Source organism: Pseudomonas sp. D8002 (assembly GCF_013385695.1).
Taxonomy (GTDB): Bacteria; Pseudomonadota; Gammaproteobacteria; order Pseudomonadales; family Pseudomonadaceae; genus Aquipseudomonas.
On sequence record NZ_JACAPM010000032.1, the window covers coordinates 123,603 to 141,132 of the forward strand.

17 protein-coding genes are annotated in these 17,530 nt (G+C 57.4%); 14 read left to right on the plus strand and 3 right to left on the minus strand.

Going from position 1 to position 17,530, the window contains the following annotated elements:
- The first annotated feature begins 29 nt into the window (after positions 1-29).
- Positions 30-1,400 (plus strand): tRNA uridine-5-carboxymethylaminomethyl(34) synthesis GTPase MnmE, encoded by a 1,371-nt coding sequence (mnmE, locus tag HX807_RS18650; RefSeq protein WP_134327611.1) that lies wholly within the window; start codon positions 30-32, stop codon positions 1,398-1,400.
- Positions 1,401-1,422: 22 nt separating this feature from the next.
- Here mnmE and HX807_RS18655 read toward each other — a convergent pair whose 3' ends face one another.
- The 3 genes from HX807_RS18655 to HX807_RS18665 form a co-directional block, all read right to left on the minus strand.
- Positions 1,423-3,864 (minus strand): TonB-dependent siderophore receptor, encoded by a 2,442-nt coding sequence (locus tag HX807_RS18655; protein WP_177009021.1) that lies wholly within the window; start codon positions 3,862-3,864, stop codon positions 1,423-1,425.
- Between the two features lie 93 nt (positions 3,865-3,957).
- Entirely contained in the window at positions 3,958-4,902 is a 945-nt protein-coding gene (locus HX807_RS18660) for a FecR domain-containing protein (RefSeq protein WP_177020335.1), read from the minus strand.
- Entirely contained in the window at positions 4,902-5,408 is a 507-nt protein-coding gene (locus HX807_RS18665; RefSeq protein WP_008439546.1) for a sigma-70 family RNA polymerase sigma factor, read from the minus strand. Before HX807_RS18665 ends, HX807_RS18660 begins: the two co-directional genes overlap by 1 nt.
- Before the next feature lie 586 nt (positions 5,409-5,994).
- Between HX807_RS18665 and mnmG the strand changes: the two genes are divergently transcribed.
- The 13 genes from mnmG (at position 5,995) to HX807_RS18730 (ending at position 17,489) form a co-directional block, all read left to right on the plus strand.
- Entirely contained in the window at positions 5,995-7,887 is a 1,893-nt protein-coding gene (gene mnmG, locus HX807_RS18670; protein WP_087694608.1) for a tRNA uridine-5-carboxymethylaminomethyl(34) synthesis enzyme MnmG, read from the plus strand.
- Complete coding sequence (gene rsmG / locus HX807_RS18675; protein WP_003213561.1) at positions 7,884-8,528, plus strand: 16S rRNA (guanine(527)-N(7))-methyltransferase RsmG; 645 nt, start codon at positions 7,884-7,886, stop codon at positions 8,526-8,528. Before mnmG ends, rsmG begins: the two co-directional genes overlap by 4 nt.
- A gap of 18 nt (positions 8,529-8,546) precedes the next feature.
- A complete protein-coding gene (locus tag HX807_RS18680; protein ID WP_003213559.1) occupies positions 8,547-9,344 on the plus strand; it encodes a ParA family protein in 798 nt (265 codons plus the stop codon).
- Between the two features lie 9 nt (positions 9,345-9,353).
- Positions 9,354-10,226, plus strand: a complete 873-nt coding sequence (locus tag HX807_RS18685) for a ParB/RepB/Spo0J family partition protein (RefSeq protein ID WP_063033750.1) — start codon at positions 9,354-9,356, stop codon at positions 10,224-10,226.
- Between the two features lie 148 nt (positions 10,227-10,374).
- On the plus strand, positions 10,375-10,782 hold the full coding sequence (locus HX807_RS18690) for a F0F1 ATP synthase subunit I (protein WP_134327609.1): 408 nt from the start codon (positions 10,375-10,377) through the stop codon (positions 10,780-10,782).
- A 16-nt stretch (positions 10,783-10,798) separates the two neighbouring features.
- The gene (gene atpB, locus HX807_RS18695; protein WP_003213554.1) at positions 10,799-11,668 is read left to right on the plus strand and encodes a F0F1 ATP synthase subunit A; all 870 of its coding nucleotides are present in this window, start codon (positions 10,799-10,801) and stop codon (positions 11,666-11,668) included.
- 133 nt (positions 11,669-11,801) lie between these two features.
- Entirely contained in the window at positions 11,802-12,059 is a 258-nt protein-coding gene (gene atpE / locus HX807_RS18700) for a F0F1 ATP synthase subunit C (RefSeq protein WP_002555987.1), read from the plus strand.
- Positions 12,060-12,115: 56 nt separating this feature from the next.
- Positions 12,116-12,586 carry a F0F1 ATP synthase subunit B gene (locus tag HX807_RS18705; RefSeq protein ID WP_008439543.1) on the plus strand — a complete coding sequence of 157 codons (471 nt, stop codon included), beginning with the start codon at positions 12,116-12,118 and terminating at the stop codon, positions 12,584-12,586.
- A 12-nt stretch (positions 12,587-12,598) separates the two neighbouring features.
- Positions 12,599-13,135, plus strand: a complete 537-nt coding sequence (locus HX807_RS18710; protein WP_003213551.1) for a F0F1 ATP synthase subunit delta — start codon at positions 12,599-12,601, stop codon at positions 13,133-13,135.
- 21 nt (positions 13,136-13,156) lie between these two features.
- Positions 13,157-14,701: a F0F1 ATP synthase subunit alpha gene (gene atpA / locus HX807_RS18715; RefSeq protein ID WP_003213549.1), complete on the plus strand. Its 1,545-nt coding sequence runs from the start codon at positions 13,157-13,159 to the stop codon at positions 14,699-14,701.
- 50 nt (positions 14,702-14,751) lie between these two features.
- A complete protein-coding gene (gene atpG / locus HX807_RS18720) occupies positions 14,752-15,612 on the plus strand; it encodes a F0F1 ATP synthase subunit gamma (protein WP_003213547.1) in 861 nt (286 codons plus the stop codon).
- Positions 15,613-15,639: 27 nt separating this feature from the next.
- The gene (atpD, locus tag HX807_RS18725) at positions 15,640-17,019 is read left to right on the plus strand and encodes a F0F1 ATP synthase subunit beta (protein ID WP_003213545.1); all 1,380 of its coding nucleotides are present in this window, start codon (positions 15,640-15,642) and stop codon (positions 17,017-17,019) included.
- A gap of 44 nt (positions 17,020-17,063) precedes the next feature.
- A complete protein-coding gene (locus HX807_RS18730; protein WP_008439541.1) occupies positions 17,064-17,489 on the plus strand; it encodes a F0F1 ATP synthase subunit epsilon in 426 nt (141 codons plus the stop codon).
- Positions 17,490-17,530 lie beyond the last annotated feature (41 nt).

The following is a 17,530-nucleotide window of genomic DNA, read 5'->3' on the forward strand; positions in this document are numbered from 1 at the left end:
TTTCTGTCACTTTTATCCGGGTACCCGCCATGAGCGCTCCTCGTGAAACCATCGCCGCTGTCGCCACCGCTCAAGGTCGTGGTGGTGTCGGTATCGTTCGTATTTCCGGGCCGCTCGCCAGCGTGGCGGCCCAGGCCATCAGCGGGCGGGAACTGAAGCCGAGGTATGCGCATTACGGGCCGTTTTTAGGTGCTGATGAAGAAGTGCTGGATGAAGGTATCGCCCTTTATTTCCCGGGGCCGAACTCCTTTACCGGCGAAGACGTCCTCGAGCTGCAAGGCCACGGCGGCCCGATCGTTCTGGACATGCTGCTGCAGCGTTGCCTGCAGTTGGGTTGCCGCCTGGCACGTCCGGGTGAATTCAGCGAACGCGCGTTCCTCAACGACAAACTCGACCTGGCCCAGGCCGAGGCGATTGCCGACCTGATCGAAGCCAGCTCTGCACAAGCTGCGCGCAATGCGTTGCGCTCGTTGCAGGGCGCGTTTTCCCTGCGTGTGCATAACCTCACCGAGCAATTGATCAGCTTGCGCATCTACGTGGAGGCCGCGATTGATTTCCCGGAGGAAGAAATCGACTTCCTTGCCGATGGCCATGTCCTGGCGATGCTGGATAAGGTTCGTGATGAGTTATCCACAGTGCTGCGCGAAGCCGGGCAAGGTGCCTTGCTGCGTGACGGTATGACCGTGGTGATTGCCGGCCGTCCCAACGCCGGCAAGTCGAGCCTGCTCAATGCCCTGGCCGGGCGAGAGGCCGCGATCGTCACCGAGATCGCCGGCACCACGCGGGATATCCTGCGCGAACATATCCACATCGATGGCATGCCCCTGCATGTGGTGGACACCGCTGGACTGCGTGACACCGATGACCAGGTGGAAAAGATCGGGGTGGAACGCGCGTTGAAGGCCATCACGGAAGCTGACCGCGTGTTGCTGGTGGTGGATGCCACCGCGCCAGAGGCTGCAGACCCGTTCGCACTGTGGCCGGAATTCCTCGAACAACGGCCGGACCCGGCCAAGGTCACGCTGATTCGCAACAAGGCTGACCTGACGGGCGAGGCAATTGCCCTGGAAGTCAGTGAAGATGGCCACGTGACAATCAGCTTGAGTGCCAAGGCTGCAGGAGAAGGGCTGGAACTGCTGCGCGATCATCTGAAAGCGTGCATGGGCTACGAGCAGACTTCGGAAAGCAGCTTCAGCGCTCGTCGCAGGCACCTGGAGGCACTGCGGCATGCCAGCGCCGCCCTCGAGCATGGCCGTGCGCAACTGACGCTGGCAGGAGCCGGTGAGCTGCTGGCTGAGGATTTACGCCAGGCGCAGCAGCTGTTGGGTGAGATCACCGGCGCATTCAGCTCCGATGATTTGTTGGGGCGGATCTTTTCAAGCTTCTGTATCGGGAAATAGGCGGTTATCCACAGCTGGCTGGTTACCAGTTGTAGGAAACTGTTCCGAGTAGCGTCCGGCTTTCACCCCAGTAGCAGCGGCCCGCATCGTTGCAGCCGGACACATACTCCTTGTCGAACAGGTTCTTCGCGTTCACGTCTACCGACCAGTGCTGGTCAATCTGGTAACCAATGGCGGCATCCACCAACGTCACGCTTCCAGCATCCAGCTTCCCGTAAAGAGAAGGCGCGGTGTAAGCGAAAGTGCTGTCGAAGTAGCGCACGCCGCCACCGACGGACAAGCCCTTGAGCTGGTCATCAAGAAAGCGGTATTTGCCCCAGACCGAAGCCTGATTACGCGGAACACCGGTCATCTGGTGACCTTCCACGAGCGACGTTGCCGAATCCTTGGTAATCCGAGCATCGGTGTAGGTGTAGGCCGCAGTCACGTTCAAATTAGGTGTGAGGTTGCTGTTGACCTCCACTTCCACACCCTTGGCCCGGCTTTCGCCGACCTGGCGGTAGGTATTGGTCGTGGCGTCGAGGTACGTGTCGTCCTGCTTGCGCAAGTCATAGACCGACAACGTCATCGCCGTGTCCCAGCCGATCGGCTCGTACTTGAGGCCTACTTCATATTGACTGCTGGTGATCGGGTCCAGCGGTGTGCCGGCATTGGAGATCTGCTGTACCGGAACGAACGCGGTCGAGTAGCTGACATATGGCGTCAGGCCATTGTCGAACTGGTACATGATCCCGCCCTGATAGGTGAACTTGCGGTCTTCAGAGCTGATGTTGCCGGCCTTGGCCACCTTGTCGCGAAAATCACTGTCGACCCAGTCCTGCCGCCCGCCGAGCAAGAATAACCAGTGGTCATACTTGCTCTGAAGCTGTGCATAAACACCTTTCATCTGCTGTTCGAGCAACGTGTTTTGCACCGCGAGAGGCGTCAATGGATCCCTCAGGTACACCGGGTTATACACATTGATCGTGCCTGCAAATCCGGCATTCCAATCCTGGCTGAACGAGGTACGGTCATAGCTGGCACCGAACAGCACGGTATTTTCCAGCCCGCCTACCTGGAATTTGCCTTCCAACTGGTTATCCAGCGAGTAGACCATCGATTTGTTGTAGCGGTCGTAGGCATTCATGTTCAGCTGTGTGCCGAACCCCGCATTATTCAGGTTGCCTGGCCAGGTTTCATGGCGGGTGATTCGCGACTGCATGTAGCGCGAGTTCTGCCGAAACTGCCAGTCGTCGTTGAAGCTGTGGCTGAACTCGTAGCCGGTGCTCCAGGTTTCCCGTTCGAAGGTGTTCCAATCCGGGTCACCGAGCATGGTGTGCTTTGAGAGCTTTCCGTTGGGGTTGGTCAGTAACGTGCCTGCTGCAGGTAGGCCAAGTTCAAGATTGGTGTGGTCTTTCTGGTAGTTGGCCAGCAGCGTCAGGGTGTTGTAGTCGTCGAAATTGAGGGTCAGGGACGGTGCGATATACAGGCGGTCATCGGGAACGTGATCGGTCTGGGTGTCGGACTTCCTGCCGAGCATCACCACCCGTCCAAGGATATTGCCGCTGTCGTCCAAGGGACCGGAGATATCCACACCCACCTGGCGCCGGTTATTAGAACCGTAGGTCAGCTGAACTTCGCCTTGTGGTGTAGCTGTCGGGTGTTTACTCACCAGGTTGACCAGGCCACCGGGTGCGTTTTCGCCGTAGAGCAGGGAAGAAGGGCCACGGAATATCTCCACCCGTTCCAGGCCATAAGGTTCGCTGGTGGTGTCATACCGGTTGCCTTGGACTCGCAAGCCATCGCGCAGCAGGCCGTAGCCATAATCCGTAGCGTTGAAACCGCGAATGAAGAACAAGTCACCGGCCAGCCCGTCGCCCGCAGCGAAGGGAGGGGCAAAGATTCCCGGCACATAGCCCAGCACTTCTGTGAGCGTCTGGGATTTTTGATCCTTGATGCGCTGGCCGGTCACCACCGACACCGAGCGCGGGGTTTCCGACAATGGTGTGCTGGTCTTGGTACCGATTCGGCTGTTTTGCGCCTTGTAACCTACGTCCCCGGCAATTTCCTGATTGAACCCAGTCTGTTGATACGTGCTTACAGTAGTGGGGGCCAGCATGAGCTGTTCTCCGCTAGCGGCCGGCTGCAGCGCGTAGCTGCCGGGGCCTTGAACCGCCGCCTGCAATCCCGAGTTTTGCAGCAATAACGCAAACCCTTGCTCCACCGAGTAGTCACCCTCCAGCCCAGGACTTTGCAGGCGCGCCGTCTGCTGCGGCGAGAATGACAGAATCACATTGGCCTTCGAAGCGAATTGGCTCAAGGCATTGTCGAGTGGCCCGGAGGCGATCACGTAATGTTGCACTGGGCTGGCAGCAATGGCCCGAGTGCATAGCAAGGTGCTGGCAGTCGCTGCCGTGGCCAGCAGCAAGCCATACGTGATGCCGTGATGGGAGAGACGCTGGCGAAGTTTTGTAGGAAGGCGCATGTGTGAGTAAGCCCTGAAGGTAGCATCGTGATTACCTGTAGGGCCGCGCCAGGTAAAAAAAAGATAACCCCCGTTGAGAGTATTTTTTCAGTATCAAGCGGTAAGCGTGACGGAGACCCAATAGCGCGTGAAATACTTCACGTGGATCGGCAGCGTGACCTGCAGGTTGGCCAATACGGCGTCGGTGGAATCCAGACGGAAAGTGCCGGACACCCGCAGCCGCGCTGATGCGGCATCGCACTGCATAACGCCCGGCCGATAGCGCGCCAGTTCGTCGATGACATCCCCCAGTCGCGCATCCAGAACGATCAGTTGGCCGTCGACCCATGCGGCTTGGTTCCCGCGATAGATATGGCTGGGGCCTACGTCTTGCGTGCCGAAGTCGACACTTTCACCAGGTCCGAGCACTCGGCTATTGGCCGGCTGGTCGACGGGTTGCACGCTGACCCGGTCTTCCAGCACACCAACCCGCGTCGACCCTTGCAGTTGGCGAACAGTGAACCGCGTACCCAAGGCTTGAACACGACCCTCATGGGTTTCGACATAAAACGGTGTTTGCCGGCCCGACTTTCCGGTGTGGATAAGTACTTCCCCCTCACGCAAACGGACCAGTCGCTGCTGCCCATCGAAAAGTACGTCGATAGCCGTGTTCGTATTGAGGTCAATTTGAGTGCCGTCGGCCAACCCGATTCGCCGTCGTTCGCCGACCTTGGTCCGATAGTCAGCCCAGAGGTTGCCCAGTGACGTGTGTTGTTGAACGTTCCACCCCAAGTACCCGGCGGCACCGAGCATCAGCATCAGCTTGAGCACTTGCCGCCGTTGTTGACTGGCCGAGAGCGCACGACGGGTGAAGTCCTTGGGTAGCGCACCGAGGCCACGTTGCAACTGCTCCATCTGGTTCCAGGCCGCCTGATGGGAGGGATCGCCGTTGAGCCATTGCTGCCAGGCACTTTGTTGCGCGGGTGTCGGTGGCTGCGATTGAAATTGCACGTACCAACTGGCGGCGGCTTCGAACGTCTTGCGATCCGGGGCAGCCATTACATGCCCGCCATGATCAAGGCGCATTCAGTCAGGGCCCGAACCATATGTTTCTTGACGGTGGTCAGCGAGACACGCAACTGATCGGCGATCTGTTGATAAGTCAGGCCTTCGACCTGGGACAGCATGAAAATTCGCCTGGCCCGTTCCCCCAGCCCACACAAGGCTTTATCCACAGCAACGAGGGTTTCAATGATGATGGCCTTGTCTTCTTCACTGATTGCGATCGCTTCGGGCCGGTCTGCCAGGGTTTGCAGATAGGCCTGCTCAATGGCGCGGCGGCGATAGCGGTCAATCACCAGTCCCCGGGCAACTGTGGCCAGATAGTCCCTGGGCTCGAGGATCTGCGTCGCATTGCGGCCCCCCAGGATCCGCACGAACGTATCGTGTGCCACGTCAGCTGCATCGCAGGCGTTATGCAACTTTCCCTTGAGCCAGCTGTGCAACCACGAATGGTGCTGCTCATAGATGTGTTGGACTGCAACGGTATGCGAGGGAAGGGCCATGAGAGGTGACGAGGCAGGTTAATGATAATAACTATTATTAACTGCCGTGACGCTTTCTCACAATAGGCGTTCCATCAACCCGTTTCACAAATGCAAATGAACTGTTTCCTGCCTGACCGAGGATTTTCGGAGGCATCTGCCTGCCTGAAACTTATCGGGATCCGTGTTTTCTGTGGATTAAGCCCTGTGAATAACCGCCCCTGTGCCCAGTTGATAACCAGGCTTGAAACCTGAGTAAAAACCCCTCTGTGGATAACCACCCGTTTAATCCACAGGCTTAAAGCACTTATCCAAGGGCCTCATTGACACCTAACCACAGACTTTTGAATCTCTGTACATAACGTAAATAAAGGCCTGTAGAGATCTATCCACAGAAACATGCCTCAGTAGAAATAAACATAAAAACAAAGATTTAATAAATTTCTCTCTTTTAATTTCTATTGTTCGTGATTCATCCACAGCTGGTTAAATTTTGTGCAAAGGGTTCTTTAGGAAGGGCGAAGTCCCTATACTTGCCGACTCGTTCGAAAACCTGATCTCGAACGCTCATTCCTAATTACCTACAGAAGCAGGCACGAGGTGCGTGGTGGATTTCCCTTCCCGTTTTGAAGTGATCGTCATCGGCGGCGGTCATGCCGGTACCGAGGCAGCACTGGCGTCAGCACGCATGGGGGCAAAAACCCTGTTGCTGACGCATAACGTGGAAACCCTCGGCGCCATGAGCTGCAACCCCGCGATCGGCGGGATTGGCAAAAGCCACCTGGTCAAGGAAATCGATGCCCTGGGCGGCGCGATGGCCATGGCCACCGATAAGGGTGGTATTCAATTTCGCGTATTGAACAGTCGCAAAGGACCGGCCGTACGAGCCACACGTGCTCAAGCCGACCGCATCCTGTACAAGGCCGCTGTCCGCGAAACCCTGGAAAACCAGCCGAACCTGTGGATATTTCAACAGGCAGCCGATGACCTGATCGTCGAACAAGACCAGGTACGCGGTGTTGTCACGCAAATGGGCCTGCGTTTCTTCGCAGAATCCGTGGTGTTGACCACCGGTACCTTCCTCGGCGGACTTATCCACATCGGTATGCAGAACTATTCCGGTGGCCGCGCCGGTGATCCACCGTCAATCGCCCTGGCTCAGCGCCTTCGCGAACTGCCACTGCGTGTTGGTCGCCTGAAAACCGGCACCCCGCCGCGTATCGATGGCCGTTCGGTGGATTTCTCGGTGATGACCGAGCAAGCCGGTGATACGCCGATCCCGGTGATGTCGTTCATGGGCTCCAAGGAACAGCATCCGAAACAGGTCAGTTGCTGGATTACCCATACCAACGCTCGCACCCACGAAATCATTGCTGCGAACCTCGACCGTTCGCCGATGTATTCCGGGGTGATCGAAGGCATTGGCCCACGCTATTGCCCGTCGATCGAAGACAAGATCCATCGCTTTGCCGACAAGGAAAGCCACCAGGTCTTTATCGAACCGGAAGGTCTGACCACCCATGAGCTGTACCCGAACGGAATTTCCACGTCTCTGCCGTTCGACGTGCAAATCCAGATCGTGCAGTCGATTCGCGGTATGGAAAATGCGCACATCGTGCGTCCTGGCTACGCCATCGAGTACGACTACTTCGACCCGCGTGACCTGAAATACAGCCTGGAAACCAAGGTCATCGGCGGTTTGTTCTTTGCAGGGCAAATCAACGGCACCACCGGTTACGAAGAAGCCGGCGCCCAGGGTTTGCTGGCCGGAACCAACGCGGCACTGCGTGCACAGGGCAAAGACAGCTGGTGCCCGCGTCGCGATGAGGCGTACATCGGTGTGTTGGTCGACGACCTGATCACCCTCGGAACCCAGGAACCGTACCGGATGTTTACGTCCCGGGCCGAATACCGCCTGATCCTGCGGGAAGACAACGCCGACCTGCGCTTGACCGAAAAAGGTCGCGAATTGGGCCTGGTCGACGACGTGCGTTGGGCGGCCTTCTGCAAAAAACGCGAAAGTATCGAGTTGGAAGAGCAACGCCTGAAAAGTACCTGGGTTCGCCCGGGCACCGAGCAAGGCGATGCGATTGCCGAAAAATTCGGCACGCCGCTGACTCACGAATACAACTTGCTGAACCTGCTGTCCCGGCCGGAAATCGACTACGCTGGTCTGATCTCGGTCACCGGCGCTGGCGCAGAAGATCCACAGGTTGCCGAGCAGGTCGAAATCAAGACCAAATACGCCGGTTACATTGACCGTCAGCAGGATGAGATCGCTCGTCTGCGGGCCAGCGAAGACACCAAGCTGCCTGTGGATATCGATTACACAAACATTTCCGGGCTGTCGAAAGAGATCCAAGGCAAGCTGGGGATAACTCGACCGGAGACCCTGGGCCAGGCGTCCCGTATCCCGGGCGTCACGCCTGCAGCCATTTCGCTGTTGATGATTCATTTGAAAAAACGCGGCGCGGGCCGTCAGTTGGAGCAAAGCGCTTGAGTTCGTTGGTCACCTCGCAACACGCCGAAGAGTTATCCACAGGTGCTCGCCAGCTTGGCGTCAACCTGACCGAAGCCCAGCACGAGTTGCTGCTGGGTTATCTGGCCCTGTTGATCAAATGGAACAAGGCTTACAACCTCACGGCGGTGCGTGACCCGGACGAAATGGTCTCCCGCCATCTGCTCGACAGTCTCAGTGTGATGCCGTTTATCGAAAACGGCCGCTGGCTCGACGTTGGCAGCGGCGGCGGCATGCCCGGCATCCCGCTGGCGATCCTGTTTCCGGAGTCGCAAGTGACCTGCCTGGACAGCAACGGCAAGAAAACCCGCTTCCTGACCCAGGTCAAACTCGAACTCAAGCTGGATAACCTGCAAGTTATCCACAGTCGCGTCGAAGCCTTTACGCCTGAACAGCCTTTCAACGGAATTGTTTCCCGGGCGTTCAGCAGCATGGAGAACTTCAGCAACTGGACCCGCCACCTCGGCGACCGCGATACCCGTTGGCTGGCAATGAAGGGCGTTCATCCAAGCGACGAGCTGTTAGCATTGCCGGCAGACTTCCACCTCGATAGCGAACACGCCTTGGCCGTACCCGGTTGCCAAGGCCAACGCCATCTGCTGATACTGCGCCGCACGGCATGATTGGGAACACAAGCAAGAATGGCTAAGGTATTCGCGATAGCGAACCAGAAAGGTGGCGTGGGCAAAACCACCACCTGCATCAACCTCGCAGCATCCCTGGTCGCTACCAAGCGTCGGGTGCTGTTGATCGATCTCGATCCACAGGGCAACGCCACCATGGGTAGCGGTGTGGATAAACACGGCCTGGAAAACTCGGTCTACGACTTGCTGATTGGCGAGTGCGACCTGGCCCAGGCCATGCACTTCTCCGAGCACGGCGGTTATCAACTGCTGCCTGCCAACCGCGATTTGACCGCGGCGGAAGTGGTGCTGCTGGAAATGCAGATGAAAGAAAGCCGTCTGCGCAGCGCTCTGGCGCCGATTCGCGAGAATTACGACTACATTTTGATCGACTGCCCGCCGTCGCTGTCGATGCTGACGTTGAACGCACTGGTTGCGGCCGACGGGGTGATTATCCCCATGCAGTGCGAGTACTTCGCGCTCGAAGGCTTGAGCGACCTTGTGGATAACATCAAGCGTATCGCCGAGTTGCTCAACCCGAACCTGCAAATCGAAGGCCTGCTGCGGACCATGTATGACCCGCGCCTGAGCCTGATGAACGATGTGTCGGCACAGCTCAAGGAACACTTCGGCGATCAGCTCTACGACACCGTGATTCCACGCAACATCCGCCTGGCCGAAGCGCCAAGCTATGGCATGCCCGCGCTGGCGTACGACAAGTCTTCCCGCGGCGCCATTGCCTATCTGGCGCTGGCCGGCGAGATGGTTCGCCGTCAACGCCGCAATTCACGCACCGCTGCAGCCCAGCCAACTTAAGGAATCCCCATGGCCGTCAAGAAACGAGGTCTCGGACGTGGACTGGATGCACTGCTGAGTGGTCCGACTGTCACTTCGCTTGAAGAACAGGCAGTGCAGGCCGACGAGCGCGAGCTGCAGCACCTGCCGCTGGACCTGATCCAGCGCGGCAAATACCAGCCGCGCCGGGACATGGACCCGCAGGCGCTGGAGGAATTGGCGAATTCGATCAAGGCCCAGGGCGTGATGCAGCCGATCGTGGTGCGCCCGATTGGTGCAGGCCGCTTTGAAATCATCGCCGGCGAGCGCCGCTGGCGCGCCAGCCAGCAGGCCGGCAAGGAAACCATTCCGGCAATGGTGCGCGATGTGCCGGATGAAACCGCCATCGCCATGGCGTTGATCGAGAACATCCAGCGTGAAGACCTCAATCCGATCGAGGAAGCGATCGCCCTGCAGCGTTTGCAGCAGGAATTCAAACTGACTCAGCAGGAAGTCGCGGATGCGGTGGGCAAGTCCCGGGTTACCGTGTCCAACCTGTTGCGCCTGATCGCGCTGCCGGAAGTCATCAAAACCATGCTTTCCCATGGCGACCTGGAAATGGGTCATGCCCGTGCTTTGCTCGGTTTGCCGGAAAATCAACAGGTTGAGGGGGCGCGACACGTTGTCGCACGAGGCCTCACCGTTCGTCAGACCGAGGCCCTGGTTCGCCAGTGGCTCAGTGGCAAACCTGCACCGGTCGAAACCGCCAAACCTGATCCGGATATTGCACGCCTGGAGCAGCGCCTGGCCGAACGCCTAGGCTCTGCGGTGCAAATTCGTCATGGCAAGAAAGGCAAAGGGCAATTGGTCATCGGATATAACTCATTGGATGAGCTTCAGGGCGTCCTTGCCCACATCCGCTGAAACAATTGCTTCTGTAGCGCGCAGTCGGAAATCACTACCCGGCAGTTGAATAGGGGCAGAACCGCCCCTATACTCTGCGCGCATTTTGTCGGCACAAATTATGCCAAGTTATTGATTTCCGGCAGCCGACCATTGAGGAGCAAGAGTGATGGAAACCCGCACGCCAAACACGTTGCCGTTCCATCGCTTGGCCGTTTTCCCGGTTTTAGTGGCTCAATTTGTCATTTTACTGATCGCCTCTTTGGCGCTCTGGTATTGGCATGGAGTCGTAGCCGGATACTCGGGACTCTGCGGAGGCCTGATAGCCTTGCTGCCCAATATGTATTTTGCTCACAGGGCCTTTCGGTTTTCCGGCGCCCGAGCAGCCCAGGCTATCGTCCGGTCTTTTTATGCCGGCGAGGCGGGGAAATTGATTTTGACGGCAGTGCTGTTTGCACTGACCTTTGCAGGTGTGAAGCCATTGGCGCCGCTGGCTGTATTCGGCGTCTTCGTGTTGACCCAACTGGTCAGCTGGTTCGCTCCCCTGCTAATGAAAACAAGACTTTCGAAACCTTAGGGCGTTTGAGGCAACCATGGCAGAAACAACCGCTTCGGGCTATATCCAGCACCACTTGCAGAACCTGACCTTCGGTCAGCTTCCCAACGGCGGCTGGGGCTTTGCCCACTCCGCAGCAGAAGCCAAAGAAATGGGCTTCTGGGCATTCCACCTGGATACTCTGGGCTGGTCTGTCGCATTGGGTCTGATCTTCGTCCTGATTTTCCGCATGGCGGCAAAGAAGGCGACTTCCGGTCAGCCAGGTGCTTTGCAGAACTTCGTTGAAGTATTGGTCGAATTCGTCGATGGCAGCGTGCGGGACAGCTTCCATGGTCGTAGCGCGGTGATTGCACCGTTGGCACTGACCATCTTCGTCTGGGTGTTCCTGATGAACGCCGTCGACCTGATCCCGGTCGACTGGATTCCTCAGCTGGCCATCCTGATCTCCGGCGATCACCACATTCCATTCCGTGCGGTTTCGACCACGGACCCTAACGCCACCCTGGGCATGGCCCTGTCGGTGTTCGCGTTGATCATTTTCTACAGCATCAAGATCAAGGGCATCGGCGGCTTCATCGGCGAACTGACCCTGCACCCGTTCGGCAGCAAGAACATCTTCGTTCAAGCGCTGCTGATCCCGGTGAACTTCCTGCTGGAGTTCGTGACCCTGGTCGCCAAGCCGATTTCCCTGGCCCTGCGACTGTTCGGCAACATGTATGCCGGCGAGCTGGTGTTCATTCTGATCGCTGTGATGTTCGGCAGTGGTCTGCTCTGGCTTAGCGGCCTGGGCATTGTTCTGCAGTGGGCGTGGGCTGTGTTCCACATCCTGATCATCACCCTGCAGGCGTTTATCTTCATGATGCTGACCATCGTCTACCTGTCGATGGCGCACGAAGAGAACCATTAAGACCAGTCTCGACTAGTCTGATGTCCCTCCCGGTCAAACGGGAGGGTAGCCCTGAAGGGCTATGAAACGATTTGTTTTACCGCTTTAAAATCTAAAAAACCTAAACCATACGACGTAAAAGTCGGGAGGAAAGATGGAAACTGTAGTTGGTCTAACCGCTATCGCTGTTGCACTGTTGATCGGCCTGGGCGCCCTGGGTACTGCCATTGGTTTCGGCCTGCTGGGCGGCAAGTTCCTGGAAGGCGCAGCGCGTCAGCCAGAAATGGTTCCAATGCTGCAAGTTAAAATGTTCATCGTCGCCGGCCTGCTCGACGCCGTGACCATGATCGGTGTTGGTATCGCTCTGTTCTTCACCTTCGCGAACCCCTTCGTTGGTCAACTCGCCGGTTAATCACTCGTTTTTTCGAGTGATTGGTGTGTTGTGCAACGAACGAGCGAGGTATTGGCGTGAACATTAATGCAACCATTATTGGTCAGTCCTTAGCGTTCTTGATTTTTGTAGTTTTCTGCATGAAGTTCGTATGGCCTCCGGTCATCGCGGCTTTGCACGAACGTCAGAAGAAGATCGCAGACGGACTGGACGCTGCCGCACGAGCAGCTCGCGACCTGGAGTTGGCCCAAGATAAAGCGGGTCAACAACTGCGCGAAGCGAAAGCTCAGGCAGCTGAAATCATTGAGCAAGCCAAGAAACGCGGTAACCAGATCGTTGAAGAGGCTGTTGAAAAAGCCCGTATCGACGCTGACCGTGTGAAGGTTCAGGCTCAAGCCGAGATCGAGCAGGAACTGAACGGTGTCAAAGATGCGCTGCGTGCCCAACTGGGTGCTCTGGCCGTCGGCGGTGCTGAGAAGATCCTGGGTGCCACAATCGATCAAAACGCGCACGCGGAGCTGGTAAACAAACTGGCTGCTGAAATTTAAGCGAGGGCGATCATGGCAGAATTGACCACGTTGGCCCGACCTTACGCTAAGGCAGCCTTCGAGCACGCCCAGGCCCACCAGCAGCTGGCCTCTTGGTCAGCCATGCTCGGCCTGGCTGCAGCAGTGTCGCAAGACGACACCATGCAGCGCGTGCTCAAGGCCCCGCGACTGACGAGCGCAGACAAGGCCGCCACGTTTATTGACGTGTGCGGCGACAAGTTTGATGTAAAAGTGCAGAACTTCATCCACGTCGTTGCCGAAAACGACCGTCTCCCGCTTCTGCCGGAGATCGCCGCTCTGTTTGACCTGTACAAGGCCGAACAAGAGAAATCGGTAGATGTTGAAGTGACCAGTGCTTTTGCATTGAACCAAGAACAGCAAGACAAACTCGCCAAGGTTCTCAGTGCACGACTCGACCGGGAAGTGCGCCTGCAAGTTGCGGAGGATGCCACCCTGATTGGTGGTGTCATCATTCGCGCCGGCGACCTGGTTATCGATGGCTCGATTCGCGGCAAACTCGCGAATCTTGCCGAAGCATTGAAATCTTGAGTTTGAAGGGGCAGCAGAGCAATGCAGCAACTCAATCCTTCCGAAATAAGTGAAATTATCAAGGGCCGCATCGACAAGCTCGATGTGACCTCCCAAGCCCGTAACGAAGGCACTGTCGTCAGCGTATCTGACGGCATCGTGCGGATTCACGGTCTGGCCGACGTAATGTACGGCGAGATGATCGAGTTTCCGGGCGGCGTCTACGGTATGGCCCTCAACCTGGAGCAAGACTCTGTAGGTGCCGTTGTATTGGGCTCCTACCAGACTCTGGCCGAAGGCATGAGCGCCAAGTGCACAGGCCGCATCCTGGAAGTTCCGGTTGGTAAGGAACTGCTGGGTCGCGTTGTCGACGCACTGGGTAACCCAGTTGACGGCAAAGGTCCGCTGAACAACACCGAGACCGATGCGGTCGAGAAAGTTGCTCCAGGCGTGATCTGGCGTAAGTCGGTAGACCAGCCTGTACAGACTGGCTACAAGGCTGTCGATGCCATGATTCCTGTCGGCCGTGGCCAGCGTGAGCTGATCATCGGTGACCGTCAGATCGGTAAAACCGCTCTGGCGATCGACGCGATCATCAACCAGAAAGACAGCGGGATTTTCTGCGTCTACGTAGCCATCGGTCAGAAACAATCGACCATCGCCAACGTGGTTCGCAAGCTGGAAGAAAACGGCGCCCTGGCTAACACCATCGTCGTGGCCGCCAGTGCTTCGGAATCCGCTGCACTTCAGTTCCTGGCACCGTACTCCGGTTGCACCATGGGCGAATACTTCCGCGACCGCGGTGAAGACGCGCTGATCGTTTATGACGATCTGTCCAAGCAAGCAGTGGCTTACCGCCAGATTTCCCTGCTGCTGCGCCGTCCACCAGGCCGTGAAGCTTACCCAGGCGACGTGTTCTATCTCCACTCCCGTCTGCTGGAGCGCGCATCCCGCGTTTCGGAAGAATACGTAGAGAAGTTCACCAACGGCGCAGTGACCGGCAAAACCGGTTCCCTGACCGCACTGCCGATCATCGAAACCCAGGCTGGCGACGTTTCCGCGTTCGTTCCGACCAACGTGATTTCCATCACCGACGGTCAGATCTTCCTGGAATCGGCCATGTTCAACTCCGGGATCCGTCCTGCAGTGAACGCCGGTGTTTCGGTATCCCGTGTGGGTGGTGCCGCTCAGACCAAGATCATCAAGAAGCTCTCCGGTGGTATCCGTACCGCTCTGGCTCAGTACCGTGAACTGGCGGCATTCGCCCAGTTCGCTTCTGACCTGGACGAAGCGACCCGTAAGCAACTTGAGCATGGTCAGCGCGTTACCGAGCTGATGAAGCAGAAGCAATACGCACCAATGTCGATCGCTGACATGGCGCTGTCGCTGTATGCCGCTGAGCGTGGGTTCCTGACCGACGTTGAAATCACCAAGGTCGGCAGCTTCGAACAAGCGCTGATTGCTTACTTCAACCGCGATCACGCCGAATTGATGGCGAAGATCAACGTGAAGGGTGACTTCAATGACGACATCGACGCTGGCATCAAAGCCGGTATCGAGAAGTTCAAGGCCACCCAAACCTGGTAAGCCGCAGCGGGGGCCGCGAGGCTCCCGCTTGCTAACCTGATAGGTGTTACATGGCAGGCGCAAAAGAGATTCGCAGTAAGATTGCGAGCATCAAAAGCACGCAAAAGATCACCAGCGCCATGGAAAAAGTGGCGGTCAGCAAAATGCGCAAGGCACAAATGCGCATGGCTGCTAGCCGTCCCTACGCGGAGCGTATCCGCCAGGTTATTGGTCATCTGGCCAACGCCAACCCGGAATATCGCCACCCGTTCATGATCGATCGCGAAGTAAAGCGCGTCGGTTATGTCGTGGTGAGCAGTGACCGTGGTTTGTGCGGTGGTTTGAATACCAACCTGTTCAAGGCCCTGGTCAAGGACATGGCGGTAAACCGCGAAAAAGGCGTCGAGATCGATCTGTGTGTGGTCGGTAGCAAGGGTGCGGCCTTTTTCCGCAACTTCGGCGGTAACGTCGTTGCAGCTATCAGCCACCTGGGTGAAGAACCGTCGATCAATGATTTGATCGGCAGCGTCAAAGTGATGCTGGATGCATACCTGGAAGGCCGGATTGACCGCCTCTCCGTGGTATCCAACAAGTTCATCAACACCATGACGCAACAGCCTACCGTGGAGCAGTTGATTCCATTGGTGGCCGCCCCGGAACAAGAACTCAAGCACCACTGGGACTACCTCTACGAACCAGACGCCAAAGAGCTGCTTGACGGCTTGATGGTGCGCTACGTGGAGTCGCAGGTGTACCAGGCGGTGGTCGAGAACAACGCGGCTGAACAAGCTGCGCGGATGATCGCGATGAAGAACGCTACCGACAACGCCGGTGATTTGATCAGCGATTTGCAGCTGATCTACAACAAGGCGCGTCAGGCTGCGATCACCCAAGAGATCTCGGAAATCGTCGGCGGCGCTGCCGCGGTTTAACGGTTCAAATATTCAGAGGATCCAGCTATGAGTAGCGGACGTATCGTTCAAATCATCGGCGCCGTTATCGACGTGGAATTCCCACGCGACAGCGTACCGAGCATCTACAACGCTTTGAAAGTCAAAAGCGATGCAGGCACCACCCTGGAAGTTCAGCAGCAGCTGGGCGACGGCGTGGTTCGTACCATTGCAATGGGTTCCACCGAAGGCTTGAAGCGCGGTCTGGAAGTCACTGACTCTGGCGCAGCCATCTCCGTACCGGTCGGTAAAGCGACCCTGGGCCGGATCATGGACGTCCTCGGTAACCCGATCGACGAAGCCGGTCCAATCGACACCGAAGAGCGCTGGGGCATTCACCGTCCTGCGCCTTCCTTCGCGGAACAAGCAGGCGGCAACGACCTGCTGGAAACCGGCATCAAGGTTATCGACCTGGTTTGCCCGTTCGCCAAGGGCGGTAAAGTCGGTCTGTTCGGTGGTGCCGGTGTAGGCAAAACCGTAAACATGATGGAACTGATCCGTAACATCGCCATCGAGCACAGCGGTTATTCCGTGTTCGCCGGTGTGGGTGAGCGTACTCGTGAGGGTAACGACTTCTACCACGAGATGAAGGATTCCAACGTTCTGGACAAAGTGGCACTGGTTTACGGTCAGATGAACGAGCCGCCGGGCAACCGTCTGCGCGTAGCACTGACCGGCCTGACCATGGCCGAGAAGTTCCGTGACGAAGGTAACGACGTTCTGCTGTTCGTCGACAACATCTATCGTTACACCCTGGCCGGTACTGAAGTATCCGCACTGCTGGGCCGTATGCCTTCCGCAGTAGGTTACCAGCCGACCCTGGCCGAAGAGATGGGTACTCTGCAAGAGCGTATCACTTCGACCAAAAACGGTTCGATCACCTCGATCCAAGCGGTATACGTACCTGCGGATGACTTGACTGACCCGTCGCCAGCGACCACGTTCGCCCACTTGGACGCCACCGTCGTACTGTCCCGTGACATCGCCTCCCTGGGTATCTACCCAGCGGTCGATCCACTGGACTCGACTTCGCGCCAGCTGGACCCGAACGTCATCGGCCAGGAACACTACGACACCGCTCGCGGCGTCCAGTACGTTCTGCAGCGTTACAAAGAACTGAAGGACATCATTGCGATCCTGGGTATGGACGAGCTGTCGGAAACCGACAAGCAGTTGGTATCCCGCGCTCGTAAGATCCAGCGCTTCTTGTCGCAGCCGTTCTTCGTGGCTGAAGTCTTCACCGGTGCCTCGGGTAAATACGTTTCCCTGAAAGACACCATTGCTGGCTTCAAAGGCATCCTCAACGGTGACTACGACCACCTGCCAGAACAAGCGTTCTACATGGTCGGCGGCATCGAAGAAGCGATCGAGAAAGCCAAGAAACTGTAATTCCGGCGCCCGGTAACGGGCGCTAATCAGGTTGAGGCAAGCAGATGGCTATGACATTCCATTGCGATATCGTCAGCGCGGAAGGGGAAATCTTCTCCGGTCAGATCGAGAGTGTGATTGCACACGGCGAACTGGGCGACCTGGGTATTAACTTTGGCCACGCGCCATTGATTACATCCTTGAAGCCTGGTCCGATCACTCTGACCAAGCTGGGCGGGGAACGGGAGGTGTTTTACATCTCCGGTGGTTTCCTCGAGGTTCAGCCGAACATGGTCAAGGTACTTGCCGACACCGTGCAACGTGCTGCCGACCTGGATGAAGCCTCCGCTCAGGAAGCCGTCAAGGCTGCCGAGAAGGCCCTGAACGAAAAAGGCGCAGATTTCGACTACGGTTCTGCTGCTGCACGTCTGGCCGAGGCCGCAGCTCAGCTGCGCACCGTCCAGCAGATCCGCAAGAAGTTTGGCGGCTAAGCCGTCAAGCCTCATGCGTGATTGATTAAAAAGGGTAGCCT